Source organism: Pseudomonas sp. Irchel s3b2 (assembly GCF_900187445.1).
Taxonomy (GTDB): Bacteria; Pseudomonadota; Gammaproteobacteria; order Pseudomonadales; family Pseudomonadaceae; genus Aquipseudomonas.
Genome location: NZ_FYEB01000011.1, coordinates 169313 through 193364, shown reverse-complemented (window position 1 = coordinate 193364; position 24052 = coordinate 169313). Strand labels below are relative to the sequence as shown.

Annotated in this window: 22 protein-coding genes; 10 read left to right on the top strand and 12 right to left on the bottom strand. The window is 58.1% G+C overall.

Translation table 11 applies throughout. The annotated features are described in order from the left end of the window. Nucleotides 1–214: 214 nt before the first annotated feature. Genes radA through katB form a run of 3 tightly spaced genes read right to left on the bottom strand, consistent with a single transcriptional unit; the run spans nucleotide 215 to nucleotide 3782 of the window. Nucleotides 215–1582 carry a DNA repair protein RadA gene (gene radA / locus CKW20_RS21540; protein ID WP_095054675.1) on the bottom strand — a complete coding sequence of 456 codons (1368 nt, stop codon included), beginning with the start codon at nucleotides 1580–1582 and terminating at the stop codon, nucleotides 215–217. Nucleotides 1583–1627: 45 nt separating this feature from the next. Beyond that, the gene (locus CKW20_RS21535; protein WP_095054674.1) at nucleotides 1628–2182 is read right to left on the bottom strand and encodes an ankyrin repeat domain-containing protein; all 555 of its coding nucleotides are present in this window, start codon (nucleotides 2180–2182) and stop codon (nucleotides 1628–1630) included. Between the two features lie 58 nt (nucleotides 2183–2240). Beyond that, the gene (gene katB / locus CKW20_RS21530; RefSeq protein WP_095054673.1) at nucleotides 2241–3782 is read right to left on the bottom strand and encodes a catalase KatB; all 1542 of its coding nucleotides are present in this window, start codon (nucleotides 3780–3782) and stop codon (nucleotides 2241–2243) included. Between the two features lie 285 nt (nucleotides 3783–4067). Between katB and mscL the strand changes: the two genes are divergently transcribed. Continuing rightward, nucleotides 4068–4481: a large-conductance mechanosensitive channel protein MscL gene (mscL, locus tag CKW20_RS21525; RefSeq protein ID WP_095054672.1), complete on the top strand. Its 414-nt coding sequence runs from the start codon at nucleotides 4068–4070 to the stop codon at nucleotides 4479–4481. A 42-nt stretch (nucleotides 4482–4523) separates the two neighbouring features. Here mscL and CKW20_RS21520 read toward each other — a convergent pair whose 3' ends face one another. Then, nucleotides 4524–5300: a ferredoxin--NADP reductase gene (locus CKW20_RS21520; RefSeq protein ID WP_095054671.1), complete on the bottom strand. Its 777-nt coding sequence runs from the start codon at nucleotides 5298–5300 to the stop codon at nucleotides 4524–4526. Nucleotides 5301–5594: 294 nt separating this feature from the next. On the opposite strand from CKW20_RS21520, the gene CKW20_RS21515 reads away from it, so the two are divergent. Both CKW20_RS21515 and CKW20_RS21510 read left to right on the top strand, forming a co-directional pair. Continuing rightward, nucleotides 5595–6305, top strand: a complete 711-nt coding sequence (locus CKW20_RS21515) for an autoinducer binding domain-containing protein (RefSeq protein WP_095054670.1) — start codon at nucleotides 5595–5597, stop codon at nucleotides 6303–6305. Nucleotides 6306–6494: 189 nt separating this feature from the next. Continuing rightward, nucleotides 6495–7619 carry a methyltransferase gene (locus tag CKW20_RS21510; protein WP_095054669.1) on the top strand — a complete coding sequence of 375 codons (1125 nt, stop codon included), beginning with the start codon at nucleotides 6495–6497 and terminating at the stop codon, nucleotides 7617–7619. Nucleotides 7620–7685: 66 nt separating this feature from the next. Here CKW20_RS21510 and CKW20_RS21505 read toward each other — a convergent pair whose 3' ends face one another. The 3 genes from CKW20_RS21505 to CKW20_RS21495 are packed head-to-tail and all read right to left on the bottom strand — an operon-like array spanning nucleotide 7686 to nucleotide 10364. Further along, nucleotides 7686–7853 (bottom strand): DUF2474 domain-containing protein, encoded by a 168-nt coding sequence (locus tag CKW20_RS21505; RefSeq protein WP_095054680.1) that lies wholly within the window; start codon nucleotides 7851–7853, stop codon nucleotides 7686–7688. Nucleotides 7854–7910: 57 nt separating this feature from the next. Beyond that, complete coding sequence (cydB, locus tag CKW20_RS21500) at nucleotides 7911–8918, bottom strand: cytochrome d ubiquinol oxidase subunit II (protein WP_095054668.1); 1008 nt, start codon at nucleotides 8916–8918, stop codon at nucleotides 7911–7913. A 3-nt stretch (nucleotides 8919–8921) separates the two neighbouring features. Next, nucleotides 8922–10364, bottom strand: a complete 1443-nt coding sequence (locus CKW20_RS21495; protein WP_095054667.1) for a cytochrome ubiquinol oxidase subunit I — start codon at nucleotides 10362–10364, stop codon at nucleotides 8922–8924. 410 nt (nucleotides 10365–10774) lie between these two features. On the opposite strand from CKW20_RS21495, the gene CKW20_RS21490 reads away from it, so the two are divergent. Beyond that, a complete protein-coding gene (locus CKW20_RS21490; RefSeq protein WP_095054666.1) occupies nucleotides 10775–12013 on the top strand; it encodes an MFS transporter in 1239 nt (412 codons plus the stop codon). Nucleotides 12014–12033: 20 nt separating this feature from the next. On the opposite strand, the gene CKW20_RS21485 is transcribed toward CKW20_RS21490, so the two are convergent. Together CKW20_RS21485 and CKW20_RS21480 are read right to left on the bottom strand one after the other, a co-directional pair. Beyond that, nucleotides 12034–12585, bottom strand: coding sequence for a DJ-1 family glyoxalase III (locus CKW20_RS21485; protein ID WP_095054665.1), 552 nt, complete (start codon nucleotides 12583–12585; stop codon nucleotides 12034–12036). A gap of 67 nt (nucleotides 12586–12652) precedes the next feature. Beyond that, complete coding sequence (locus CKW20_RS21480) at nucleotides 12653–13108, bottom strand: DUF4879 domain-containing protein (RefSeq protein ID WP_095054664.1); 456 nt, start codon at nucleotides 13106–13108, stop codon at nucleotides 12653–12655. 226 nt (nucleotides 13109–13334) lie between these two features. Here CKW20_RS21480 and CKW20_RS21475 point away from each other — a divergent pair, with 226 nt between their 5' ends. From CKW20_RS21475 to CKW20_RS21455, 5 genes are all read left to right on the top strand, one after another. Continuing rightward, complete coding sequence (locus CKW20_RS21475) at nucleotides 13335–14630, top strand: NCS2 family permease (protein ID WP_030129488.1); 1296 nt, start codon at nucleotides 13335–13337, stop codon at nucleotides 14628–14630. Next, nucleotides 14627–15706 (top strand): tRNA (uridine(54)-C5)-methyltransferase TrmA, encoded by a 1080-nt coding sequence (gene trmA, locus CKW20_RS21470; RefSeq protein WP_095054663.1) that lies wholly within the window; start codon nucleotides 14627–14629, stop codon nucleotides 15704–15706. The genes CKW20_RS21475 and trmA overlap by 4 nt, the downstream gene beginning before the upstream one ends. A 134-nt stretch (nucleotides 15707–15840) precedes the next feature. Further along, nucleotides 15841–16752, top strand: coding sequence for a LysR family transcriptional regulator (locus tag CKW20_RS21465; RefSeq protein WP_095054662.1), 912 nt, complete (start codon nucleotides 15841–15843; stop codon nucleotides 16750–16752). A 267-nt stretch (nucleotides 16753–17019) separates the two neighbouring features. After that, nucleotides 17020–17469 (top strand): type II 3-dehydroquinate dehydratase, encoded by a 450-nt coding sequence (gene aroQ, locus CKW20_RS21460; RefSeq protein ID WP_095054661.1) that lies wholly within the window; start codon nucleotides 17020–17022, stop codon nucleotides 17467–17469. Further along, complete coding sequence (locus tag CKW20_RS21455; protein ID WP_095054660.1) at nucleotides 17466–18320, top strand: shikimate dehydrogenase; 855 nt, start codon at nucleotides 17466–17468, stop codon at nucleotides 18318–18320. The genes aroQ and CKW20_RS21455 overlap by 4 nt, the downstream gene beginning before the upstream one ends. 60 nt (nucleotides 18321–18380) lie before the next feature. Here CKW20_RS21455 and CKW20_RS21450 read toward each other — a convergent pair whose 3' ends face one another. After that, complete coding sequence (locus tag CKW20_RS21450) at nucleotides 18381–19058, bottom strand: TetR family transcriptional regulator (protein ID WP_095054659.1); 678 nt, start codon at nucleotides 19056–19058, stop codon at nucleotides 18381–18383. Nucleotides 19059–19159: 101 nt separating this feature from the next. Continuing rightward, on the bottom strand, nucleotides 19160–21061 hold the full coding sequence (gene quiC / locus CKW20_RS21445; protein WP_095054658.1) for a 3-dehydroshikimate dehydratase QuiC: 1902 nt from the start codon (nucleotides 21059–21061) through the stop codon (nucleotides 19160–19162). Nucleotides 21062–21631: 570 nt separating this feature from the next. Between quiC and CKW20_RS21440 the strand changes: the two genes are divergently transcribed. Beyond that, the gene (locus CKW20_RS21440; protein ID WP_095054657.1) at nucleotides 21632–22969 is read left to right on the top strand and encodes an MFS transporter; all 1338 of its coding nucleotides are present in this window, start codon (nucleotides 21632–21634) and stop codon (nucleotides 22967–22969) included. Here CKW20_RS21440 and CKW20_RS21435 read toward each other — a convergent pair. Further along, nucleotides 22959–23888, bottom strand: coding sequence for a DMT family transporter (locus CKW20_RS21435; RefSeq protein ID WP_095054656.1), 930 nt, complete (start codon nucleotides 23886–23888; stop codon nucleotides 22959–22961). The two genes, CKW20_RS21440 and CKW20_RS21435, sit on opposite strands and share 11 nt — an antisense overlap. Between the last annotated feature and the right edge of the window lie 164 nt (nucleotides 23889–24052).

Below are 24052 nucleotides of genomic sequence, written 5' to 3'. Positions count from 1 at the left end.
AAAGCATACGCGGCCCCAAAATTGCCAAGCCCAAGGAATGGCTGGAGGGAAAGGCTGCCAATGCTCATGTGTCGACCGACCGGGTGCTTAAGGCCCATAAAGGGAAAACACCTTGAAAGGGCTGGCTGTAAAAGCGAAACCAATAGTGGCCGCTACCGCAGAAACGGATATGTACACCATCAAAACCGGCTCCCACAGGGGGTAATGCTTGCCGCTATTCGAACAAAGCGTCGAGCGCCTGCTCCAGACGCGTCACGGCAATAATCTGCAATCCCGGTGGCGCCTCTTTCGGCGCGTTGCCCTTGGGCACGATGGCGCGCTTGAAGCCATGTTTGGCCGCCTCTTTCAAGCGTTCCTGACCACTCGGCACCGGGCGCACTTCACCTGACAAGCCGACTTCGCCGAACACCAGCAGATCATGGGGCAGCGGCCGGTTGCGCAAACTGGACATGACCGCTGCCATCAGCGCCAGGTCAGATGCTGTTTCCAGTACCTTCACTCCGCCAACCACGTTGAGGAACACATCCTGGTCGTGGGTCGGGATACCGCCGTGGCGGTGCAAAACCGCCAACAACATAGCCAAGCGATTCTGATCCAGACCGAGCGTTACCCGGCGTGGGTTGGCCAGATGGCTGTCGTCCACCAATGCCTGAACTTCCACCAACATCGGCCGGGTGCCTTCCCACGTGGCCATGACCACACTGCCCGGGACTTCTTCCTGAGCACGAGTCAGAAAAATCGCCGAAGGGTTAGAGACTTCTTTCAGGCCCTTGTCGGTCATGCCGAACACACCCAATTCATTCACCGCGCCAAAACGGTTTTTCACCGCTCGCAGCAGGCGCAGGCGCCCATCGGATTCGCCTTCGAAATACAGAACGGTGTCGACCATGTGTTCCAGCACTCGGGGGCCGGCCAGCGCGCCTTCTTTGGTGACATGGCCCACGAGGAAAATTGCCGTGCCGCTTTGTTTGGCATAACGCACCAGCAACGCCGCACTTTCGCGAACCTGGGAAACGCCCCCCGGAGCCGATTGCAGTTGCTCGGTAAAAATCGTCTGAATCGAGTCGATCACCATCACCTTGGGCTTTTCCTGCCGGGCGGTGGCGATGATGGTTTCGATGCAGGTTTCGGTCATCACCCGCAGTTGATCCTGAGGCAAGCCCAGTCGCCGGGCACGCATGGCCACTTGTTGCTGGGACTCTTCGCCGGTGACATACAGCGCCGGCATGCACTTGGCGAGGTTGCACAAGGTTTGCAACAAAATGGTCGACTTGCCGATGCCGGGATCACCACCGATCAACACCACCGAGCCATCCACCAGGCCGCCGCCCAGAACGCGATCCAGCTCGCTGGATGCCGTGGAGAAACGTGGAATCTCTTCAACGCTGACTTCGGCAAGGGTTTTGATCTGCGCCTGCTGGCCGGTCCAACCGGTGCGACCACTGGGGGCTGCCGCGCCGCCGCTCTCCACCATGGTTTCGGTCAGCGTGTTCCAGGCGCCGCATTCGCCGCACTGGCCGGCCCACTTGGGGAAGGTTGAGCCGCACTCGGTGCAGCCATACATGCGCTTGGCCTTGGCCATCTGAACTCCCGGCAAAAACCGCGATGATAGCTCAGCTGGCGCGGATCAGCGCGGCGCGGCAGTGCGGATTTCACCACTGGCCAGACGCGTGGCACTGTTGCCCAGCGGATCTTCGGCGTTCATGTCCGCGCCTTTGGCCTTGAGTGCGTCGAGCAACTCGATGCGCTTGAACAATCCGGCGTACATCGCCGCGGTCTGTCCCGCGCCATTGCGTTGGTCGGGGCTGCAATTGGCCGCCAGCAGGGTGCGAGCGATCTGCACTTCGCCTTTGAAAATTGCGCCCATCAACGCTGTATTGCCGCGTTGGTCCTGAGCACAAGCGTCCGCTCCGGCAGCGAGCAAACGATCCACTGCGACACTCTGGCCGTGATAGGCGGCCAGAATCAGCGCGGTGTACCCCTTGCTGTCGCGGGTATCGAGGGAATAGCCGGCTTCGATGAAGGTCTCGAGCATGGGCACATCACCGCGTCGAGCGGCATCGAAATAGTAATCCTGTAATTGGGCTTTCAGCGCCGCAGGGTCTTGCGAGGCTTGCGCGTCAGACCCGACGAACACACTGAGCGACCAGCACGCCAGAATCACAGACAGATAAAAACGCATGGCAGAGCTCCTTGATCAGACGGGACCCTCGCATGAGGTCCCGCTTCAGGCAGGTGGATCAATCGACCAGTTTGGCCGCCAGCGCCTTGACCCGAGTCAGATCACCCTTGGCTACTTTGGCCACCCTGGTCCCGTATTCCGGGTCGGCCTTGTAAAGGAAGGACAGGATGATGTGCTTGCTCTCGTCCTCGGTGGTGGCCAGCGAGCCACCGAAGCTGTCGATCAGGTCCTGACGTTCCTTCTGGTTGAACGAGCGATACAGATCGCCGGCCTGCTTGAAGTTCTGCTCACGCTGAATCTTCGCCTGCTGCGTGCTGCCCGACAGGGCCGACTGGCTGTAACGTGCGGCTTGCGGCTCGTCACGGGGCAGCAAGCGACTAGGCTGGTAATTCACGCCCGTGCTGCTGGCGCCGATGTTCATCGCGCCGTCCTGATTACCATTGTTCACCGCGACTTTGGGTGCGTTGATCGGCAGCTGCAGAGCGTTTGCCCCCAGACGATACAGTTGGGTATCGGCATACGAGAACACTCGCCCTTGCAATAAGCGATCTTCCGAAGGTTCGATACCCGGAACCAAATTGGCCGGCGCCATGGCCACTTGTTCGGTTTCCTGGAAAACATTCGCCGGATTACGGTTCAGCACCATTTGTCCAACTTTTCGCTCAGCAATACCGGGCCATATCTTGGTTGCGTCCAATGGATCGAAATCAAACTTGGACAAGTCTTGTGGATCTACAACCTGGATGTACAAATCCCATTTCGGAAAGTCACCCTTGTTAATATGTGAAACCAAGTCGTTAGTCATATGACTGTAGTCTTGACCTTGAACACCCGTCACTTCTTTAGGGTCGAGATTTTTTATCCCCTGCAAACTTTTCCAGTGAAACTTTACATAGTGCACATCGCCTTTGGCATTAACTAACTTGTAGGCATGTACACCGTTGCCGTCCATTTCCCGGTAACTGGCCGGCGTGCCTGAATTGGAATACAGCTCGGTCAAGGTGCGAGTGGCTTCCGGAACATGGGAGAAAAAGTCGAAACGACGGGAATCGTCGTCAAGGTTGGTGCGCGGATCCGGCTTGAAGGCGTGGACCATGTCCGGAAACTTGATCGCGTCACGGATGAAGAAGGTCGGGAAATTGTTGCCAACCAGGTCCCAGTTGCCGTCTGCGGTGTAGAACTTGGTGGCGAACCCCCGCGGATCACGCAGGGTTTCCGGCGAATGGTTGCCATGGACCACCGCAGAGAAACGTACGAATACCGGCGTGCTCTGACCGCCGGCGAATACCTTGGCCTTGGTCAGGTCACTGAGGTCGTCGGTCACGGTGAACGTGCCATGGGCGCCAGTGCCACGGGCATGCACCACGCGCTCGGGAATGCGTTCACGGTCAAAACGCTGGAGTTTCTGGATCAGTTGTATGTCTTGCAACAGCACCGGCCCGGTCGCGCCAGCGGTTTGCGAGTTCTGGTTGTCGCCGACGGCGGCGCCGTTATCGCGGGTCAACGTCGCCGCGCTGACGGAGAAGGACAGCAGGCTGGCGGTCAGAACGCCAAGGGTACGATGGAAGGGAAAAGCCCCGAGGCCAAGGGGAGTTGTCATGGAAGTTTCCTCTGATTTTATAAGGCGCATCCAGGTGCGCTCCACAGAGGCTAGTGACTCAAAGGCCAAAACATAAATAGAAACCCCGTACCGAGCCGATAGCTAAAAGGTTCTGGAAAGCCCGGTTTAGAGCGGGTAGACGCGCGCGAACGGTGGCACTTTGTAAACTAATTGCCGGAAGATGTGTCGATAGGAGCGAGCATCGTAAGGCGGTGTTTCGAGCAGGAGCCGTTTTGCTGCTTTACACTGCGTCCACCAACCTCATCTGTAACAAGGAAATAACCTATGGGCGTGATAAGTGAGTTCAAGGCCTTCGCGGTCAAAGGTAATGTGGTCGACATGGCCGTGGGTATCATCATCGGCGCGGCCTTCGGCAAAATCGTTTCGTCGTTTGTCGGCGACGTGGTGATGCCGCCAATTGGCTTGCTGATCGGTGGGGTGGACTTCAGTGACCTGGCCGTTACGCTCAAGGCCGCCAATGGTGATGTCCCGGCGGTGATGCTGGCGTACGGTAAGTTCATCCAGAGCCTGATCGACTTCATCATCGTCGCCTTCGCGATTTTCATGGGCGTCAAGGCTATCAACCGTCTGAAACGCGAAGAAGCCGTTGCGCCAACCCTGCCACCGGTTCCGACCAAGGAAGAAGAGTTGCTGGAAGAAATTCGCGATCTGCTCAAGGCCCAGAACAACCGGCCCTGATGGCTGACTCCCCAAAAAACGGCGCCTTCGGGCGCCGTTCGTTTACCAGTAGTTTTCCACTGCCACCTGGCCGGGTCGTCGACTGAGGCTCAGGTGCATGTCCCGTTGTTTGAGTAACTTACGCGTATCGTCGATCATCTGTGGATTACCGCAGAGCATCACCCGCGAATGCTCGGCCGTCAGCTCTACACCGGCCGTCTGTTCCAGTTCTCCATTCTCTATAAGCCTGGTGATCCGCCCGCTCAAAGCACCCGGATGCTGCTCGCGGGTGACAGTGGCGATGAACTGTAGCTTGTGCGCGTACTCAGCCAGGTAATCGCGCTGCGCCAACCCCGCAATCAGCTCCTGGTACGCCAATTCCCGTGCTTCGCGCACGCTGTAGACCAGAATGATTCGTTCGAATTTCTCCCAAACCTCGAAGTCCTGCAGGATCGACAGAAACGGCGCCAACCCCGTCCCTGTGGATAACAACCAAAGGTCACGACCATCGACGAAGCGATCCAGCGTCAGATAACCGAAGGCCTGCCGATCAACCAGCAGCGTATCGCCGACTTCCAGCCGACTCAGCTCACTGGTGAACTCCCCCCCCGGTACAACAATGGAGAAGAACTCCAGGAACTCGTCGTGGGGTGATGAAACCATCGAATAAGCCCGCCACACCGTACTGCCGTCAGCCTTGGTCACGCCCAGCCGGGCGAATTGCCCTGCGCGAAAACGAAATCCCGGATCCCTGGTGGTCCGCAGGGTAAACAGGTTTGGCGTCAATGGCTGGACATCCAGCAACGTCTGGCGCGTGAATTTTTCTGCACTGACAGTCATGGGACGCTCCATTCAACAGTTGGAGCCAGTGTCCCGCAAAGCAGGCGGCGTAAACACTGGTGATTTGTAATGACTTTCATCACCACTCACTAATAGCTTGAATACAAACATTACAACGCCATCATTTAATCCTGTTTTGTTTGGTAAAAGGCTAAGAACCGGTTATGCAGTTTGAGGATTTTTCAAGAACGAAAAAATCCAGCATATATGTAGGAATTCCCCTACACTGGTTCGCGTGCCGGATCCTGGATCCAACCAGCACCCAATTCAAGTAAATCCGCATGGAGTTACCCAATGAAAGTGTGGACGGAATCACAGTTAACGCAGCTCTCTTATGCCAAGAAAATGGAGACCGCGTATGAGATTTCTCTAAACCTCGTTAAGAACCTGGGCTTCAATTTTTGCGCATTCTCAATAACATCCAACACAAGGGAGATGCACCGACATACGATCAATCTGAATAACTACCCCGCCGAATGGAACACGAAATATGAACAAGAGCACTTCAGTGAAGTCGATCCGATACTAGCCCATTGCAATCAATCCGAATGGCCGATTCTTTGGCAGGAAGAGGTTTTCTCAAAGACACCGAAGCTGTGGCAAGCACAAAAAAAGCAGGGCTTACGATATGGCTGGTCCCAATCCGTTCATGACCAGAATGGGCTTTGCAGCATGCTGAGCCTGGCCAGAAGCCACTGCCCGATCACTACGGATGATCTGTATAAAAATCTGGGTTACGCGATGTTCATTTGCCGTCACCTGCACGGGCTCGTCGCGAAAGACCTGCCGACGACGTCGCCGAATCCGAACACCGTGCATCTATCAACCCGAGAAGTCGAAGTGCTGAAATATTCGGCCGACGGCAAGACGGCAGGCGAGATCGCGATCATCCTTAGCCTGAGCGAAAGCACAGTGCAGTTCCATATACGGGGCGCCATTCGCAAGCTCGGCGTCAACAACAAGATTGCCGCGGTGATCAGAGCCGCGAGAATGAGCGTTATCTGAAACTGTTCGAATCCGGTAATCCCCGCGAGTAATCCAGAGCAAAAAAACGTACCATCTGTGGTCCATCCTGAGTGATGTCGTGTGAAATTCCACGACGCAGTCCGCTCGGATGGTTTCCGCCCGCTACAACGCCCCTGAGCGGCGGGCCACTCGTTGATTTTCCTCCGTTGACTACCCAGAGCCCGCCTCATGCCTCTGCTCGAAACCCCCTTCGCTCAACTTGATTTGATCCGCCAGCCAGAACAGCAGAACGAACCATTGCAAGCGTTTGATGCCGCCGACGAATACCTGCTCAATCATCTGGCCGAGCAACAACCGGCAGTCGATACTCGAGTGCTGGTGCTCAACGACAGCTTCGGTGCTTTGGCCGTCAGCCTGGTGGGCAAGGTTCGAGTGACCAGCAGCGGCGATTCGTTTCTGGCCTTTCAGGGGTTGGAAAAAAACTTGATGCGCAACGGCCAGGCATTTGATGCGGTGCCGAAGGTGCCTGCCAGCGAAACGTTCGTCGGCCCGTTTGACCGGGTATTGATCCGGGTACCGAAAACCCTGGCCTTGCTGGAAGAGCAACTGATCCGGCTACAGGGGCAATTGGCTCCCGGTGCTCAAGTGATTGCGGCCGCGATGGTGAAGCATTTGCCACGCGCTGCAGGCGATTTGCTGGAGCGCTACATCGGTCCGGTGCAAGCCTCGCTGGCCGTGAAGAAGGCTCGACTGCTGATCGCCACGGCCGAAGCCAAAGCCCCTGCTGTCTCCCCCTACCCGACCCGCTATCGACTCGACGCCCCTGCGATCGAACTGCTCAATCATGCCAATGTGTTCTGCCGTGAAGGGCTGGACATCGGTACACGGGCCTTTTTACCGCACTTGCCGAAGAACCTCGGTGCAGCGCGAGTCGCCGATCTCGGATGTGGCAACGGCGTGTTGGCGATCGCCAGTGCCCTGCAAAATCCTGAGGCGCACTACACGCTGGTGGATGAGTCATTCATGGCCGTGCAATCGACCGCTGAAAACTGGCGCACGGCGCTGGGTGATCGTGACGTGATCGTGCGGGCCGGCGATGGTTTGGCAGAGCAGGAACCTCAATCCCTGGACGTGGTGTTGTGCAATCCGCCGTTTCATCAACAGCAAGTGGTCGGCGATTTCCTGGCCTGGCGGATGTTCCAGCAGGCACGTGAAGCGTTGGTAGTGGGCGGTGCGTTATACATCGTCGGCAATCGTCACCTGGGTTATCACAGCAAGCTGGCGCGGTTGTTCCGCGGTGTCGAGCAAGTAGCCGCCACCCCCAAGTTCGTCATTCTCAAAGCACGTAAATAAAAGCGAAAAAAAACCCTCCATCGGGAGGGTTATAAATCCGTGCCGCAAGGCAACGGGATGGGAATTTCAGTGAGTGCTCAGGCCTGCGGCATTCATGAACATGCGCATCAACGTGGCCACGATGAACAGGGCCACGACGCTGCCAGTCCAGATCATCGCCAGCCAGCCGAGTCGCTGCCAGAGCGGCTTTTTCTCGGCAGCTTCGATTTCCTGCAAATCAGGTTTGCCCGCCATCATCGCTTTCTCCTCTGCAACGGCGCCGGTATCAATCCTGCGCCGTAGTCGTATGGGCTAGTGGTAACCATCTTCGTGGGTAACCTTGCCGCGGAACACGTAGTAGCTCCAGAAGGTGTAACCCAGGATGAACGGAATGATGAACAGTGTGCCCACCAGCATGAAGCCTTGGCTTTGCGGCGGTGCGGCGGCGTCCCAGATCGAGATCGACGGCGGCACGATGTTCGGCCACAGGCTGATACCCAGACCGCTGTAGCCAAGGAAGATCAGCACCAGGGTCAGCAGGAATGGCGTGTAATGCGCATTGCGAGCCACCGCTCGAATCAGACCGTACAGGGTCACCAGCACCAGAATCGGCACCGGCAAGAACCAGAACAGGTTCGGCAGGGTGAACCAGCGCGCGGCAATCTCGGCGTGGGCCAATGGCGTCCAGATACTGACAATGCCAATCACCGCCAGCAACACGAAAGCCAATGGCCGCGCCAGGTCATGCATCTGCTCCTGCAATTTGCCTTCTGTTTTCATGATCAACCAGGTGCAACCGAGCAGCGCGTAAGCCACCACCAGCGCCACACCGCAGAACATCGTGAACGGCGTCAGCCAGTCGAGTGAACCACCGGCAAACTGACGATTGACCACCGGCAATCCATCGATGAATGCGCCCAACGCCACGCCCTGGAAGAAGGTTGCAGCGATCGAGCCACCGATGAACGCCTTGTCCCAGAGGTGGCGCTTGGCATCCTTGGCCTTGAAGCGGAACTCGAAGGCCACACCGCGGAAAATCAACCCGATCAGCATAAAAATCAGCGGCAGGTACAGCGCCGAGAGCACCACCGAATAAGCCAACGGGAAGGCCCCGAACAATGCCGCGCCGCCCAATACCAGCCAGGTTTCGTTACCGTCCCAGACCGGGGCGACGGTGTTCATCATGACGTCCCGATCGCTCTTGCCCTTGATGAACGGGAAGAGAATCCCGATCCCCAGGTCGAAGCCGTCCATGACCACGTACATCATGATGCCGAAGATGATGATCACGGCCCAGATCAGCGGAAGATCAATACCCATGATTCAAATCTCCTTGTTCAGGCTGCGGCTGTGTTCGCCTTCACCATTGTCGTCGTCAGCTGCGGACAGCGGACGGGCCGGTGTGCGTTGCTGGCCAGGACCGCCTTCGTTGGTTTCCTTGCCTTCGTCGATCTTCGGCCCTTTGCGCACCAGGCGCATCATGTAGCCAAGACCGGCACCGAACAGCGCGAAATACACCACAACGAACATGATCAGGGTAATGCTCATCTGCACAAAGCTGTGCCCGGAAGACGCGTCTGCCGTGCGCATCAAGCCATAGACCACCCACGGCTGGCGGCCGATTTCAGTGGTGAACCAGCCGGCGAGAATCGCGATCAGGCCGGATGGCCCCATCCATAGCGCCAGGTACAGGAACGGACGCGAGGTATACAGCTTGTCGCGTTTGCGCAGCCACAGGCTCCACAAACCGGTAAAGATCATCAGCATGCCCAGACCGACCATGATCCGGAACGACCAGAATACGATGGTCGAATTCGGCCGGTCTTCAGGCGGGAACTCCTTGAGCGCCGGCACCTGTTTGTCCAGGGAGTGGGTCAGGATCAGGCTGCCGAGGTACGGAATCTCGACGGCGAATCTGGTTTTTTCGGCTTTCATGTCCGGCCAGCCGAACAGGATCAGCGGGGTCGCTTCATCACCGTGGTTTTCCCAGTGGCCTTCGATCGCGGCGATTTTCGCCGGCTGATGCTTGAGGGTATTGAGGCCGTGGAAGTCACCGATGACGGCCTGAATCGGCGCCACGATCAAGGCCATCCACATGGCCATCGAGAGCATGGTGCGGATCGCCGGGTTGTCTTTGCCACGTAGCAAGTGCCAGGCCGCCGACGAACCGACGAAGAAGGCGGTCGCAACGAACGCCGCCGTGGCCATGTGCATCAGACGGTAGGGGAACGACGGGTTGAAGATAATCGCCAGCCAGTCCACCGGAATGACTTGGCCATTAACGATTTCGTAACCTTGCGGGGTCTGCATCCAGCTGTTGGAGGCCAGAATCCAGAAGGTCGAAATAAGGGTGCCGATGGCCACCATGACCGTCGAGAAAAAGTGCAGCTTGCGCCCGACCTTGTTCCAGCCGAACAGCATGACGCCGAGGAAACCGGCCTCGAGGAAGAACGCAGTGAGCACTTCATAGGTCAACAACGGCCCGGTCACTGAACCTGCGAAGTCCGAGAAACGGCTCCAGTTGGTGCCGAACTGATAGGCCATGACCAAGCCGGAAACCACGCCCATGCCGAAGTTGACGGCAAAGATCTTCGACCAGAAATGGTACAGATCGCGGTAAGTGTCGTTGTGCGTCTTCAGCCACAGGCCTTCGAGCACCACCAGGTAACTCGCCAAGCCAATGGTGATGGCCGGAAACAGGATGTGAAACGAAATTGTGAATGCGAACTGAATCCGGGCGAGATCAAGTGCCTCCAAACCGAACATAAGTCTTCCTCTGTCAGGTAATACCGGCTGAAGGCTTGTGGCCTGCACCCACTCCCCCCACGGATATGGCGAATTCGGATTCGTTCTTTTTTTACCGTCATCACAACGTAGGGAATCTGGCCATCTGGCCGCCGGATCAATTCCACGAAGGGTCTTGATCTGGATCAAGCAACGTTGAAAGAGTAGTCGCATTTTTGCCGATGGACGGTGTGGTCTATTGCCGCGTGACAGGTTGCCTCATGGGTTTGGCACGCGGCCCTTGTAGCAGCTGCCGAAGGTTGCGTTGGGCAGCTGCTACAAGGGTTACGACTAAAGATCGGTGTCTAGCTAACTAAATCTTTCCGACCTGCAACTTCTGGTTACAGGTTGGTGATAATCTCGCCCTTCCCCTCGCTCAGACCTGCCTTCAGATGCCCAATCAAGCGCCCCTGCTGTTACGTCATCACCGCCCGTTTATCGCGTTCTGGCTGGCTCGAGTGTTTACTGCGAGTGGGTTTCAAATGCTCACCGTGGCCATCGGCTGGAATCTGTATCAACTGACCGGCAATGTGCTTGATCTGGGCTTGGTCGGTTTGGTCGAGTTTGCTCCGCGGGTATTGTTCATGCTGCACACCGGGCATGTCGCGGACCGCTACGACCGACGCAAGGTCGCGGCGATTTGTCAGTCCCTGCAAGCGCTGATCGCCCTGTCGCTGGTCATCGGCAGTGCGACCGACCATGTCACCCGGGAGATGATCTTCATCCTCGCGTTCCTGCTCGGTGCCGCCCGCTCCTTCGAAATGCCGACGACTCAGGCCTTGCTGCCGAGCATCGTGCCCAGCGCGTTGTTTCCCCGTGCGGTTGCCGCGGCGCAATCTGCGCAACAATCAGCGACCATCGTCGCCCCGGCTCTGGGCGGTTTGCTCTACGCCTTCGGCAGCGTCTGGGTGTATGGCCCGACGGTGATCCTTTACCTTATCGCTTGTGCGCTGATGCTCAACCTGCCGGCGCGGCAGACTCCGCTGAACAAGGGCAAGGCCACCCTGGATTCGCTGCTGGCAGGCATCCGCTTCATTCGCAGTCGCCCGGACATTCTCGGGGCGATTTCTCTGGATCTGTTTGCCGTCCTGCTGGGTGGCGCGACCGCGCTGCTGCCAGTGTTCGCCAAAGATATTCTGCTGACGGGTCCCTGGGGTCTGGGCCTGCTGCGTTCGGCCCCGGCAGTCGGTGCGCTGTTGATGTCGCTGTTTCTGGCGCGATTTGCCGTGGAACGCAACGTAGGACGAGTGATGTTTACCGCGGTGGGTATATTCGGCGTGGCGACCATCGCTTTCGGTCTGTCGACTTCGTTCTGGTTTTCCCTCGCCGTACTGGTGGTATTGGGCGCGGCAGACATGATCAGCATGGTGATCCGCGCCTCGTTCGTGCAACTGGAAACCCCCGACGAAATGCGCGGCCGGGTCAGCGCGGTGAATGGCTTGTTCATCGGCGCTTCGAATCAGCTTGGCGAGTTCGAATCAGGCCTGACGGCCCACTGGTTCGGCACGGTGCCGGCAGTGGTTATGGGTGGCATCGGTACGCTGATGGTGACCGGGGTCTGGATCAAATTGTTTCCGACTCTGGTCAACCGCGACCGCATGTATGTGCCGGTGGAAGAGGTCAGGGTCTGACATAGTTGTCCAGGGCTCTCTTAAACCACCAACTCCCCCGCCACCGCCGACCGCGTGGCTTTGCCGCAGAGTTGCTCCACCAGCGTCAGCGCAAACTCCAACGCGGCGCCTGAACCCTGAGCGGTGATGCAGTTGCCATCGACCACCACCGGTTGATCGATGAAGTTACAGCCCGACAGTTGATTGCTGACCGTAGGCAGGCAAGTCATACGTCGCTGACGCAAAACACCAAAGGTTTGCAGCGCCAGCGCCGGAGATTCGGCAATACCGGCGAACAGGCGCCCGGCGGCGGACTGGTCCTTGATCAATTGTTGCAGGGGTTGGTGGGCCGCCAAATGCTGCGCCCCTACGGCACCGCCAGGCAGCACGATCAGGTCGAAGGGTTGGGCGAGCAAATCCACCAACATCGCATCGGCGGTCAAGCGGGTGCCGCGAGCGCAGGTGAGCATGCGCCGTGCCTCGATGCTGGCCACCACCACTTCAACCTTGGCACGGCGCAGCACATCGATCAGGTTCACGGTTTGCAGATCGTCGATGCCCTCGGCGAGGGTAATCAGGGCTCTAAAGGTCATGGGCGCAGTCCACAGGATAATCTTTAAAGCGTAGTCAGCTTTCCTGACCCTTGTTCGAGCCCAGCCGTTACTTGATGTAAAGCTGCGTCGACATCGTATTGCCAGGTGCATTGATCGAGGTATTGCTGAACGTAAAGGTGCCGTCCTGCTTGCCCGTCAGACTGAAGATGTACAGATAGCCGACGGTTTTTTTCCCGGCGGAGCACTCGGTCAGGTTGCCGGTATCGAAAGCACAGACAGGGGTTCGGGTGCCGTCCACTTTGAATCCATCCAGTGCGACATGAGGCTCGCGACCGTAGCCGACCTCCAGCACGTAGACCTTGATGTTCGGGCCGCTGTGGTTGCAGCGCGTCCGGTCCTGAGCGGCCGCAATATCTTCAAATCCACAGGATGGCGATTCGACCTTGAGTACCTTTACCTGGCTCAACGGTGGCGCCATGGCCGCAGAGGCTGTTTGCGCGCCGATGACACCGGTGAGCAGCAACCCAAATGCCGCAATCACACGCTTATTAATGCAATACATATCTACCCCCTCCCTCCCCCAAAAAAACAGCGCGCAGTATGGCGCAGTTCCCTTTTATGCAAAACATCGACGACGATCGCAGCCATAAGCAGCCATAGCCCCACGCTGCTGGTATGATGCGCGGCTTTTTCCGACCCACAGAAAATTACCAGGCGCCTGCAGCGGTCTGTGCTTTGCTGTTGAGGTCGATACATTCACGGCGCCGGGCGCGCCACGGGGAGCAGACATGCTGGAAAGGCTGTTTCAACTCAAGGCACACAACACCAACGTGCGGACCGAGATTCTGGCGGGCGTCACGACCTTTTTGGCCATGGCCTACATTCTGTTCGTCAACCCGAGCATTCTCGGCGAGACCGGCATGGACAAGGGTGCGGTGTTCGTTGCGACCTGTCTGGCAGCCGCCATCGGCTCGGCGACCATGGGCCTGATCGCCAACTACCCGATTGCCCTCGCGCCGGGCATGGGCCTGAACGCCTTCTTCACTTACACCGTGGTCTTGCACATGGGCCATACCTGGCAAGTGGCGCTGGGCGCGGTGTTCATCTCGGCGGTGATGTTTTTCCTGCTGTCGATCTTCCGCATTCGCGAATGGATCATCAACAGCATCCCGCTGGCGCTACGCTCGGCGATCGCCGCCGGCATCGGCCTGTTCCTGGCGCTGATCGCCCTGCACAACGCCGGCATCGTCGTCAGCAACCCGGCGACCATGGTCGGCCTCGGCGACCTGAAGCAACCGGCACCGATTCTTGCGACGCTTGGTTTTGCCCTGATCGTTGCGCTCGAAGCCCTGAAAGTACGTGGCGCAGTGTTGATCGGTATTCTGGCGGTGACCATCGTTTCGATCGTGATGGGCTTCACCCCGTTCGGTGGCGTGATGTCGATGCCGCCGTCCCTGGCACCGACCTTCCTGCAACTGGACATCAAAGGCGCACTGGACATCGGTTTGGTCAGCGTGATCTTCGCCTTCCTGTTCGTCGACCTGTTCGACAATTCCGGCACACTGATCGGCGTTGCCAAGCGCGCCGGCCTGATGGGCAAGGACGGCCACATGCCGAAAATGGGCCGCGCGCTGATCGCCGACAGCACCGCGGCCATGGCCGGTTCCTTGCTGGGCACCTCGACCACCACCAGCTACATCGAATCCGCAGCCGGCGTGAGTGCCGGTGGCCGCACCGGTCTGACTGCCATCGTGGTCGCGATTCTGTTCCTGCTGGCGCTGTTCTTCTCGCCATTGGCGGCCAGCGTTCCAGCCTTCGCCACCGCGCCTGCTTTGCTGTTCGTCGCCGTACTGATGACATCCGGCCTGGCCGAAATAGACTGGGACGACATCACCGTCGCCGCACCGGTCGTGGTCACCGCCCTGGCCATGCCATTCACTTATTCCATCGCCAACGGCATCGCCTTCGGTTTCATCTCCTGGACGGCCATTAAGCTGTTGTCCGGTCGCGGCCGTGAGTTGAATTCGGCGCTGGTGATTCTGTCGATTCTGTTCGTGATCAAGTTGGGTTGGTTCAACGCATGACTTTTGATTCCCAGGCTTACGCCGTTCAGCTCGAAGAAAAGGTCACGCGCCTGCGTGACCTGCTGGCCCCGTTCGGTGCTCCCGAACCCGCAGTGTTCGATTCGCCGCTGAAAAACTTCCGCCTGCGTGCCGAATTCCGCCTGTGGCGCGAAGCCGGTGAGCGCCACTACGCGATGTTTTCCCAGGAAGACAAACGCACGCCGATCCTGATCGAAGAGTTCCCGATCGCAAGCCTGCGCATCAACCAGTTGATGCCGCAACTGAAGGCAGCGTGGCAAGCGAGTGCGGCCCTGAGCCACAAGCTGTTTCAGGTGGAGTTCCTCACCACCCTGGCCGGCGATGCGATGATCACCCTGTGCTATCACCGCCCGCTGGACGAGCACTGGCACGTAGCGGCGTCGAAACTGGCAGCCGAGCTGAACGTCAGCATCATCGGTCGCTCGAAGGGCAAGCGCGAAGTGATCGGTCACGATTACGTAGTCGAGAAACTCGAAGTGGGCGGTCGCACCTTCAGCTATCGCCAGCCGGAAGGCGCGTTCACCCAACCCAACGGCACGGTGAACCAGAAAATGCTCAACTGGGCGTATGACGCCCTCGGCGATCGTTCCGACGATTTGCTCGAGCTGTATTGCGGCAACGGCAACTTCACCCTGCCACTCGCGACTCGCGTGCGCAAAGTGCTGGCCACCGAAATCAGCAAGACCTCGGTCAATGCAGCGCTCAGCAACCTCAGCGAAAATGCAGTGGATAACGTCACGCTGGTGCGTTTGTCTGCCGAAGAACTGACCGAAGCCCTGAACGAAGTTCGCCCGTTCCGCCGCCTGCATGGCATCGACCTCAAGAGCTACGAATTCGGTAGCGTATTCGTCGACCCGCCCCGCGCCGGCATGGACCCGGACACTTGCGAACTGACCCGGCGCTTCGACAATATCCTCTACATTTCCTGCAACCCGGAAACCCTGGCGGCCAACATCGCCCAACTGCACGACACTCACCGCATTACCCAATGCGCGATGTTTGACCAGTTTCCGTGGACCCATCACATGGAATCCGGGGTGTTGTTGACCCGTCGTTGATTGCAGTCTCCACCTACAAAAAAGCCGTCCACTGGACGGCTTTTTTGTGGGCGATTGAAACGTCCTGTATTTGTGCGTCCTGATTTGATAAATACAGCCACTGGCATTTCATTTGATTCCCGGTGTAATCAATCATGCAGCGACATTTCGACGATCTTCAATTAGGCAGCATCGAACTGTTTTGCCTGGCCGCCGAAGCCGGCAGCTTTACCGCAGCAGCACTTGTAGCGGGCGTAACCCCGGCCGCCGTCAGCCGCTCGGTGTCGCGCATGGAAGAACGTTTGGGGGTGCGGCTATTTGCGCGTACCACCCGCAGCGTCAAGCTGACCGACAGTGGCCGGCGTTATTTCGAGGAGTGTCGCGAGGCTCTCGCACAACTGGTCGAGGCCCAGCGCGAGGTGATGGGGCAGCAGCAAGAACCTTCCGGCACTTTGCGTATCAGCATTCCCACGACTTATGCCCATCATCGAATCCTGCCATTGCTGCCTGAGTTTCGGGCGCGCTTTCCCGCCGTGAAAGTCGAGGCGCATATTAGCAATCGCAACATTGATTTCGTCGGTGAAGGCTACGACATGGCAATCCGCGTGCGGGCCATTCCCGACTCTGGGCTGATTGCCCGGCCGTTGGAGGACGCCGCGCTGGTGATGATTGCCAGCCCTGATTACCTGAAGCGCGCCGGCACGCCGCAGACCCTGGATGACTTGGCTCAGCACGAATGTATTCAGTACGAACTGCCCAGCAGCGGGCGGCGAATTGCCTGGCTGTTCAACGACAACGGCGTGCCACTGGAGATTCTCGCCGAGGGCAACTATTGCTGTTCCGATGACGTATTGGGTGGCGTGACGCTGGCGAAAAGCGGCGCGGGGATCTTTCAAACCTATCGCTTCATCGTCGAAAACGAACTGGCGGACGGTTCGCTGGTGGAAGTGCTCAAACCCTATGGCGGACGCTCCCGCCCCTTCACTCTGCTGTACCCGCAAAGCCGTCATGTGCCGTTGCGGCTAAGAGCGTTTATCGATTTTCTGGTTGAGCATCTGCCGCGCTGATCTTGCTCTGCAACCATCGTCGATACCGCCAAAAGATCGCAGGCTTCGCCAGCTCCTACGCCGACCGCGCACGGACGCAATTTAACGGGCGCCGCGCTTTTTGGAGGCGCTGCCGAAGACTGCGATCTTTTTTTATCTGTCCGATCACCGCACAAATAATCCAGGCCAGACGCCCTCTTCAATTGACCTTATTAACCAGTTAGTACAATTTCTCCCCACAGGCTGAAAACCTCGGCCAATGCCAAAAATAATATGTGGAGAGACCCGATGTCCCCTATCGTTCTGGTGCTCAACGGCCCGAACCTGAACCTGCTGGGCACCCGTGAACCGGCAACTTATGGCCACGAAACCCTGGCGGACATTTCAGCGCTGTGCGGTCGTGCTGCCGAAGAGTTCGGCCTGACAGTGGAATTTCGCCAGACCAACCATGAAGGCGAACTGCTCGACTGGATTCATGCTGCCCGTGGCCGCTGCGCCGGGATCGTCATCAACCCGGCCGCCTGGACTCACACCTCGGTCGCCATTCGCGACGCGCTGGTCGCCAGCGAATTGCCGGTGATCGAAGTACACCTGTCCAACGTTCATGCCCGCGAACCCTTCCGGCATCACTCCTTTGTTTCGTCCATCGCCACGGCGGTCATGTGCGGCTTCGGCAGCCACGGCTATCGTTTGGCGCTGGAGCATTTCAGCCAACGTTTGAAAGGTTTAGCGTCATGACACACAACACCGTGGTATTGGCCGGGCTGATCGGTGCCGGCATTCAGGCTTCCCGCACCCCCGCGCTACACGAGCATGAAGGCGATGCGCAGGGTTTGCGCTACCTCTATCGGTTGATCGATCTGGATCAATTGAAACTCGACAGCAGTGCCCTGCCCGACCTGCTGATGGCCGCCGAACGAATGAACTTCACCGGGCTGAACATCACCTTCCCGTGCAAGCAGACGATCATCCCGTTGCTTGACGAATTGTCGCCGGAAGCCCGCGGTATTGGCGCGGTGAATACGGTGGTGCTGAAGGACGGTAAACGCATCGGCCACAACACCGATTGCCTGGGTTTTGCCGAAGGGTTTCGCCGTGGTTTGAAGGACGTTGCCCGTGAGCGTGTGGTGCAAATGGGCGCCGGTGGCGCAGGCGCGGCGGTGGCCCACGCGCTATTGAGCGAAGGCGTACAGCTGCTGAGCATTTTCGATGTGGATCAAAGTCGTGCTCAGTCGCTGGCGAACAACCTCAATCAGCATTTTGGTTTTGGTCGCGCCGTGGCTGGTCATGACTTGCCAGGCACGCTGGGTCAGGCTGACGGCTTGGTGAATACCACGCCGATGGGCATGAAAAAACTGCCGGGCATGCCCGTGCCGGTGGAGCTTCTTCGGGCACAGTTGTGGGTGGCAGAGATCGTTTACTTCCCACTGGAAACCGAACTGCTGCGCAACGCTCGCGCGCTGGGTTGCCGAACCCTGGATGGCGGCAATATGGCAGTGTTTCAGGCGGTGAAGGCGTTTGAACTGTTCAGCGGGGTGGTGCCGGATGCTCAGCGAATGCTGGCGCATTTTCAAAGCATGAATGGTTGAAGATCAAAAGATCGCCGCCTCAGCAGGAGCTGCCGAAGGCTGCGATCTTTTAAAAATCAATCAGGCCTGCAGGTAGCGCAAAACCGACTCGCAAATCATCTCTCGATGACGCTGCTTGATGCTTTCGTCCGGCAAGTCGATCTGAAAAATCTCACCGAAGGTATGACGGTTCGATACGCGATAGAAGCAAAACGAACTGATCAGCAGATGCACATCCAACGGATCGAGGTCGGTGCGGAATACACCTTCTTCGGAGCCACGACGCAAAATCTCACCCAGTGAATCGAGGATGGTGTTGTTCATCGCCTTGATCGCATCGGAGCGCTTCACATACTCGGCGTTGTGAATGTTCTCGATGCTGACGATACGCACGAAATCGACGTTGCGATCATGGTGATCGAAGGTGAACTCCACCAAGCGCCGAATCGCCTCCACTGGCGCCAGTTCAGCCAGGTGCAAACGGTTTTCGGTGTTGCGGATATCTCCGTAGAGTTTCTCCAGCACCTCGACGTAGAGCTGTTCCTTACTGCCGAAGTAGTAATAGATCATGCGTTTGGAGGTGTGGATGCGTTCGGCGATTGCATCGACGCGCGCACCGGAAAGCCCCTGCTGAACGAACTCGACAATGGCCTCTTGAAGGATGTTCTCGCGGGTCTTTTCCGGGTTGTTCTTGCGACTCTTGCGAGGCTCGGCAATTGGCTTTTCGGGCGCTGCGGAGAGTTCTGAAATTATTGTCATTGGGCTCACGGCCATCACTGCACAAGCGGAAGATTATGGGCCGCCACGCGCAGTGAAGGAAGCTGCGCGGCAGCGGTTTTGTACCCGTGTTTACGATTTTCCTACAACTTTGCCTGACGAACGCCACCACTTCGCGATTTGGCCATGGCCGCCAGTCGCACTGCCACGTTGGCCGCGCCGTAACCCGCGTAGCCGTTTTTGCGCTGGATGATTTCAAAGAAAAACCGGCCCTCGAACGGCTCGGTGTAGACATGAAACAGCTCACCACCCTGGGCATCGCGGTCATAGAGCACGTTGAAATAGGCCAGCTCGCTGAGGAACTCATCGTCGAAATCAAACCGCGCGGCGAGGTCATCGTAGTAGTTGAGCGGGATATCCAGCAACGGCACGCCCGCCTCCTTGGCACGACTGACTTCGGCAAAGATATCGTCGCAATCGAAAGCGATGTGATGCACACCGGAACCGCGATAACTCGACAGTGCGTGTGAGATGGCGGTGTTGCGATTCTCGGAAATGTTCAGCGGCAGGCGGATCGAGCTGCAACGGCTGCGCAAAGCACGGCTCTTCACCAAACCGTATGGGTCGGGCAATACCACTTCATCGTCGGCTTCGAAATCCAGCAGGCTTTTATAGAACAGCACCCAACTGTCGAGGCTGTCCGCCGGCAATGCCATCGCCATGTGGTCGATGCGCTTGAGACCACCGCTGGCCACGACCGTCGATTGCAGATTGAAGTCGGTGCCATAGACGTCGGCGTTCTGATCCACCAGATAAATCAGGCTGCCGTCCGGCGCACGCACCGCTGCCAGTTCAAGCTCGTTGGGGCCAACGAGTCCACGATACGGCTGGCCTTTGTAAGCCACGGCACGCGCCAGCGCACTGGCGCTGTTCTTGACCCGCACGGCGGTGGCGCATAGCGATGGGCCGTGCGCCTCGAAAAAACTGTGGGCGAAGGAATAAGGCTCAGAGTTGAGGATCAGGTTGATATCGCCCTGACGCAACAGGCTGACACTCTTGGAACGGTGCTGCCCGGCCTTTACGAAACCCAGCCGCTCCAGCCAATGGGCCAGCTTGGCGCCAAGGCTTTCGTCCACTGCGAATTCAAGAAACTCGATGCCGTTGTATTCGCTGGCGCTTGGGGTATCGAACAGAATGTCGCGATTGGCCACAGGCGTGGCTTCCTGCTCCAGACGTTGGCGGGTTTTCTCTTCCAGGTACAACAATGAACGCAAACCGTCGGCAGCGTTGGCCCGTGGCGGTGCGGCACGGAAGCCATCGTTGAAGATCTCCAGCGACAGCGGCCCGGTGTAGCCACTCTTGATGATCGGCGCAAGGAACCCTGGCAGATCGAATTCGCCCTGGCCCGGGAAACAGCGGAAATGCCGGCTCCATTCCAGCACATCCATGGCCAGGATCGGCGCGTCGGCCATTTGCACGAAGAAGATCTTGTCGCCGGGAATCTCGGCGATGGCGCTCGGATCGCCTTTGAGCGACAGCGTATGAAAACTGTCCAGCAACACGCCCAGGCTTGGATGATCAGCCTGGCGAACGATGTTCCACACCTGTTGCCAGGTATTAACATGCCGACCCCAGGCCAGCGCTTCATAACCGATCCGCAGGCCACGACTACCGGCCCGCTCTGCGAGCTGGTGCAAATCATCAATCAGAATCTGCTCATCACCGATGGAGTCGGCCGAGGCGTTGCTGCACACCAGCACCAGGTCGGTGCCTAGCTCCTGCATCAAATCGAACTTGCGCTCGGCCCGCTCCAGATTGCGCGGCAGGCGATCGCGGCGGCATCCTTCGAAATCCCGGAAAGGTTGAAACAGCGTGATGGCGATCCCGAGATCGGCGCACATCTGCCTGATTTCCCGCGGACTGCCGTCGTAGTAGAGAAGGTCGTTCTCGAAAATCTCCACCCCGTCAAAACCGGCGGCGGCGATGGCTTCGAGTTTTTCCGGCAGGGTACCGCTCAAGGAAACGGTGGCAATGGAACGCTGCATATTTCGACTCCCGGTGGATGGACGGGTCTTGTTAGATAGGTAACAGGCTTTCTGTAGCAGCTGGCGAAGCCTGCGTTCGGCAGCTGCTACCTAGTGTCGGTTTTACCTTGAGGCAAATTATTGGCTTGACGAATCCACACAGCAATTCAAAGTGTACTACCCGGTTAGTTTTGCGGGCGATTATCGAACACAATGGCGGTTGGCGAATTGACGATTTTTCGTCCGCTGCGCAACATCGACACCACATTGAGTCCGGTCATGAACCCATGGACTCGGTTACCAAAGACCCTGAACACCACATAAAAATTTCAAAAAACGGGTACACGCTCATGCGCTTATTCAACGCCTTGTTTGCTTGCTCCACCGCCCTCACGCCGTACCTGGCATCCATCCGAACCTTGCGCTCGCTCGGCCGACCCGTGCCGCTCGCTGAATAACCGGTTTTCGTCAGTCCGACGAAAACACCTCAGCCGATCAATCACACCCGCGCCTGGCGCCATCGATTGATCACGCGCCCTTGAAGTCCCGACAAGCCTCGCTTGTCAGTCATTGAACGGATGGCACACACACATGATTCCTTCTCAAAGCTCTCGCGTGGCTCCGGCCATAGGCGTCGCCACCGGCGGCATCGGCGACAAAATCCGCGGCGCCATGGCCGTCGGCAAAACCCGTTGGGGGATGCTGGCGCTGGTGTTTTTCGCCACCACTCTGAACTACATCGACCGCGCTGCCCTGGGCGTCATGCAGCCGATCCTGGCCAAGGAAATGAGCTGGACGGCGATGGACTACGCCAACATCAACTTCTGGTTTCAGGTCGGCTACGCCATCGGCTTCGTACTGCAGGGTCGGTTGATCGACCGGGTCGGCGTTAAACGCGTGTTCTTCTGCGCGGTGCTGCTCTGGAGCCTGGCGACCGGCGCTCACGGCCTGGCTACTTCGGCGGTGGGCTTCATGGTCTGCCGGTTCATTCTCGGTTTGACTGAGGCGGCGAATTACCCGGCCTGCGTGAAAACCACCCGGTTGTGGTTCCCCGCCGGCGAGCGCGCCGTGGCCACCGGCATCTTCAACGCCGGGACCAACGTCGGCGCGATGTTCACGCCAATGTTGCTGCCGCTGATCCTCCACGCCTGGGGCTGGCAAGCCGCGTTCCTGTGCATGGCGGCACTGGGCGGCATCTGGTTGCTGTTCTGGGGGCTGAAATACTTCAACCCGGAAGATCATCCGAGCGTCAAACAATCGGAACTGGATTACATCCAGAAGGAAGTCGAGCCAGAACAGTCCCGCGTACCGTTCTCACGAATTCTGCGCATGCGTGGCACCTGGGCCTTCGCCCTCGCCTACTCGATCACCGCGCCGGTGTTCTGGTTCTACCTGTACTGGCTGCCGCCGTTCCTCAATCAGCAATACAACCTGGGGATCAACGTGACCCAGATGGGTATCCCGCTGATCATCATCTACCTGACGGCCGACTTCGGCAGTGTCGGCGGCGGGATCCTGTCCTCGTTCCTGATCGGACGCGGAGTCAACCCGATCAAGGCGCGACTGATGTCCATGTTCCTGTTCGCCTGCTGCATCATCGGCGTGGTCATGGCCGCTGGTTCGAGCAGCCTGTGGCTCGCGGTGTTTGCCATCTCCCTGGCCATCGGTGCTCACCAGGCCTGGACCGCGAACATCTGGAGCCTGGTGATGGACTACACGCCCAAGCACATGATGAGTACGGTGTTCGGCTTCGGCGGAATGTGCGCGGCGATCGGCGGGATGTTCATGACCCAGTTGGTCGGCCACATTCTGACGGTCACCAACAACAACTACACCGTGCTGTTCACCATGATTCCGGCGATGTACTTCATCGCGCTGACCTGGATGTACTTCATGGCACCGCGCAAGATTCCTACCGTCACTGACTAAAATCCCTTCCTTCGGCAGGCCTGATTCCAGGCCTGCCCTCTCCTACCCTTCGTTGTTGCCACGCTGCCGCCAACCCGCTGCAACAAATCACCGCGATCCCGACCACTGTGGTCAGGGTCGGCGTGTGAGAAAACAGTAACCAACCCAGCAAACCGGCAAAGACGATCTGGCAGTAGCCGAACGGCGCCAACAGCGCGGGCGCGGCGTGCCGGAAGGCCTGAGTCAGAAACAGATGCGCCGTCATCCCGCACGCCCCCAGCGCCACCATCATAAAACCATGACCCAGGCTTGGGACTTGCCAGAAGAACGGCACCAGCGCGCTCATCACCAACGTATTGCACAGCCCGGCAAAAAAATTGCTGGTGGTCGGGCTGTCGATTTCGCTGAGCTTACGGGTGAGCAACTGATAGAAGCAGAAAAACAGCGCCGAGCAGAACGGCAGCAACACCGCTGGCGTGAACAATTCGCCGCCAGGATGGACGATGATCAACACCCCGATAAATCCGCAAATCACCGCCAGCCATTGGCCGCGCGTCACCTGTTCACCGAGCAGTGGTACCGATAGCGCCGTCACCAATACCGGTGCGAGAAAGTTGACTGCCGTGGCTTCCGCCAACGGGATGAACAGCAAACCGGTAGTGAACAGCAAACTGGTCCCCAGCAGACACAACGCCCGCAACAGTTGCAGCAATGGCCGTTTGGTCCGTAGGACACGCAACCCGGACTGCGGCAGAAAAATCCCTGCCATCAGCAACGTGTGGATTACATAGCGAGCCCAGACCACCATGATCACCGGGTAGAACCCCGAGAGGTATTTCGACAAAGCGTCGTGGCTGGAAAACAGGAAGGTGGCGACGACGATCAGCAGAATCCCTTTAAAGGGCTGATTGACACCGGAAAGCGGAGTGCTGAGGGTCATGGGGTATTCCCTTGGGGTCTTGAGATCAAAAGCTTCGCGGGCAAGCCTCGCTCCTACAGGACATCACTTGTGTGAATTGTTAGGGCTGAACTCAAACAATTTAGAACCTGGTTCCATATTCTCACAGAAGTTACGGTAAATAGCGTTCGATCAGCGCACAGATT

Excerpts from the sequence above, each read along its gene's own strand:
- radA (WP_095054675.1), bottom strand. The coding sequence starts at position 1,582 with ATGGCCAAGGCCAAGCGCATGTATGGCTGCACCGAGTGCGGCTCAACC.
- CKW20_RS21535 (WP_095054674.1), bottom strand. The coding sequence starts at position 2,182 with ATGCGTTTTTATCTGTCTGTGATTCTGGCGTGCTGGTCGCTCAGTGTG.
- katB (WP_095054673.1), bottom strand. The coding sequence starts at position 3,782 with ATGACAACTCCCCTTGGCCTCGGGGCTTTTCCCTTCCATCGTACCCTT.
- mscL (WP_095054672.1), top strand. The coding sequence starts at position 4,068 with ATGGGCGTGATAAGTGAGTTCAAGGCCTTCGCGGTCAAAGGTAATGTG.
- CKW20_RS21520 (WP_095054671.1), bottom strand. The coding sequence starts at position 5,300 with ATGACTGTCAGTGCAGAAAAATTCACGCGCCAGACGTTGCTGGATGTC.
- CKW20_RS21515 (WP_095054670.1), top strand. The coding sequence starts at position 5,595 with ATGAAAGTGTGGACGGAATCACAGTTAACGCAGCTCTCTTATGCCAAG.
- CKW20_RS21510 (WP_095054669.1), top strand. The coding sequence starts at position 6,495 with ATGCCTCTGCTCGAAACCCCCTTCGCTCAACTTGATTTGATCCGCCAG.
- CKW20_RS21505 (WP_095054680.1), bottom strand. The coding sequence starts at position 7,853 with ATGGCGGGCAAACCTGATTTGCAGGAAATCGAAGCTGCCGAGAAAAAG.
- cydB (WP_095054668.1), bottom strand. The coding sequence starts at position 8,918 with ATGGGTATTGATCTTCCGCTGATCTGGGCCGTGATCATCATCTTCGGC.
- CKW20_RS21495 (WP_095054667.1), bottom strand. The coding sequence starts at position 10,364 with ATGTTCGGTTTGGAGGCACTTGATCTCGCCCGGATTCAGTTCGCATTC.
- CKW20_RS21490 (WP_095054666.1), top strand. The coding sequence starts at position 10,775 with ATGCCCAATCAAGCGCCCCTGCTGTTACGTCATCACCGCCCGTTTATC.
- CKW20_RS21485 (WP_095054665.1), bottom strand. The coding sequence starts at position 12,585 with ATGACCTTTAGAGCCCTGATTACCCTCGCCGAGGGCATCGACGATCTG.
- CKW20_RS21480 (WP_095054664.1), bottom strand. The coding sequence starts at position 13,108 with ATGTATTGCATTAATAAGCGTGTGATTGCGGCATTTGGGTTGCTGCTC.
- CKW20_RS21475 (WP_030129488.1), top strand. The coding sequence starts at position 13,335 with ATGCTGGAAAGGCTGTTTCAACTCAAGGCACACAACACCAACGTGCGG.
- trmA (WP_095054663.1), top strand. The coding sequence starts at position 14,627 with ATGACTTTTGATTCCCAGGCTTACGCCGTTCAGCTCGAAGAAAAGGTC.
- CKW20_RS21465 (WP_095054662.1), top strand. The coding sequence starts at position 15,841 with ATGCAGCGACATTTCGACGATCTTCAATTAGGCAGCATCGAACTGTTT.
- aroQ (WP_095054661.1), top strand. The coding sequence starts at position 17,020 with ATGTCCCCTATCGTTCTGGTGCTCAACGGCCCGAACCTGAACCTGCTG.
- CKW20_RS21455 (WP_095054660.1), top strand. The coding sequence starts at position 17,466 with ATGACACACAACACCGTGGTATTGGCCGGGCTGATCGGTGCCGGCATT.
- CKW20_RS21450 (WP_095054659.1), bottom strand. The coding sequence starts at position 19,058 with ATGACAATAATTTCAGAACTCTCCGCAGCGCCCGAAAAGCCAATTGCC.
- quiC (WP_095054658.1), bottom strand. The coding sequence starts at position 21,061 with ATGCAGCGTTCCATTGCCACCGTTTCCTTGAGCGGTACCCTGCCGGAA.
- CKW20_RS21440 (WP_095054657.1), top strand. The coding sequence starts at position 21,632 with ATGATTCCTTCTCAAAGCTCTCGCGTGGCTCCGGCCATAGGCGTCGCC.
- CKW20_RS21435 (WP_095054656.1), bottom strand. The coding sequence starts at position 23,888 with ATGACCCTCAGCACTCCGCTTTCCGGTGTCAATCAGCCCTTTAAAGGG.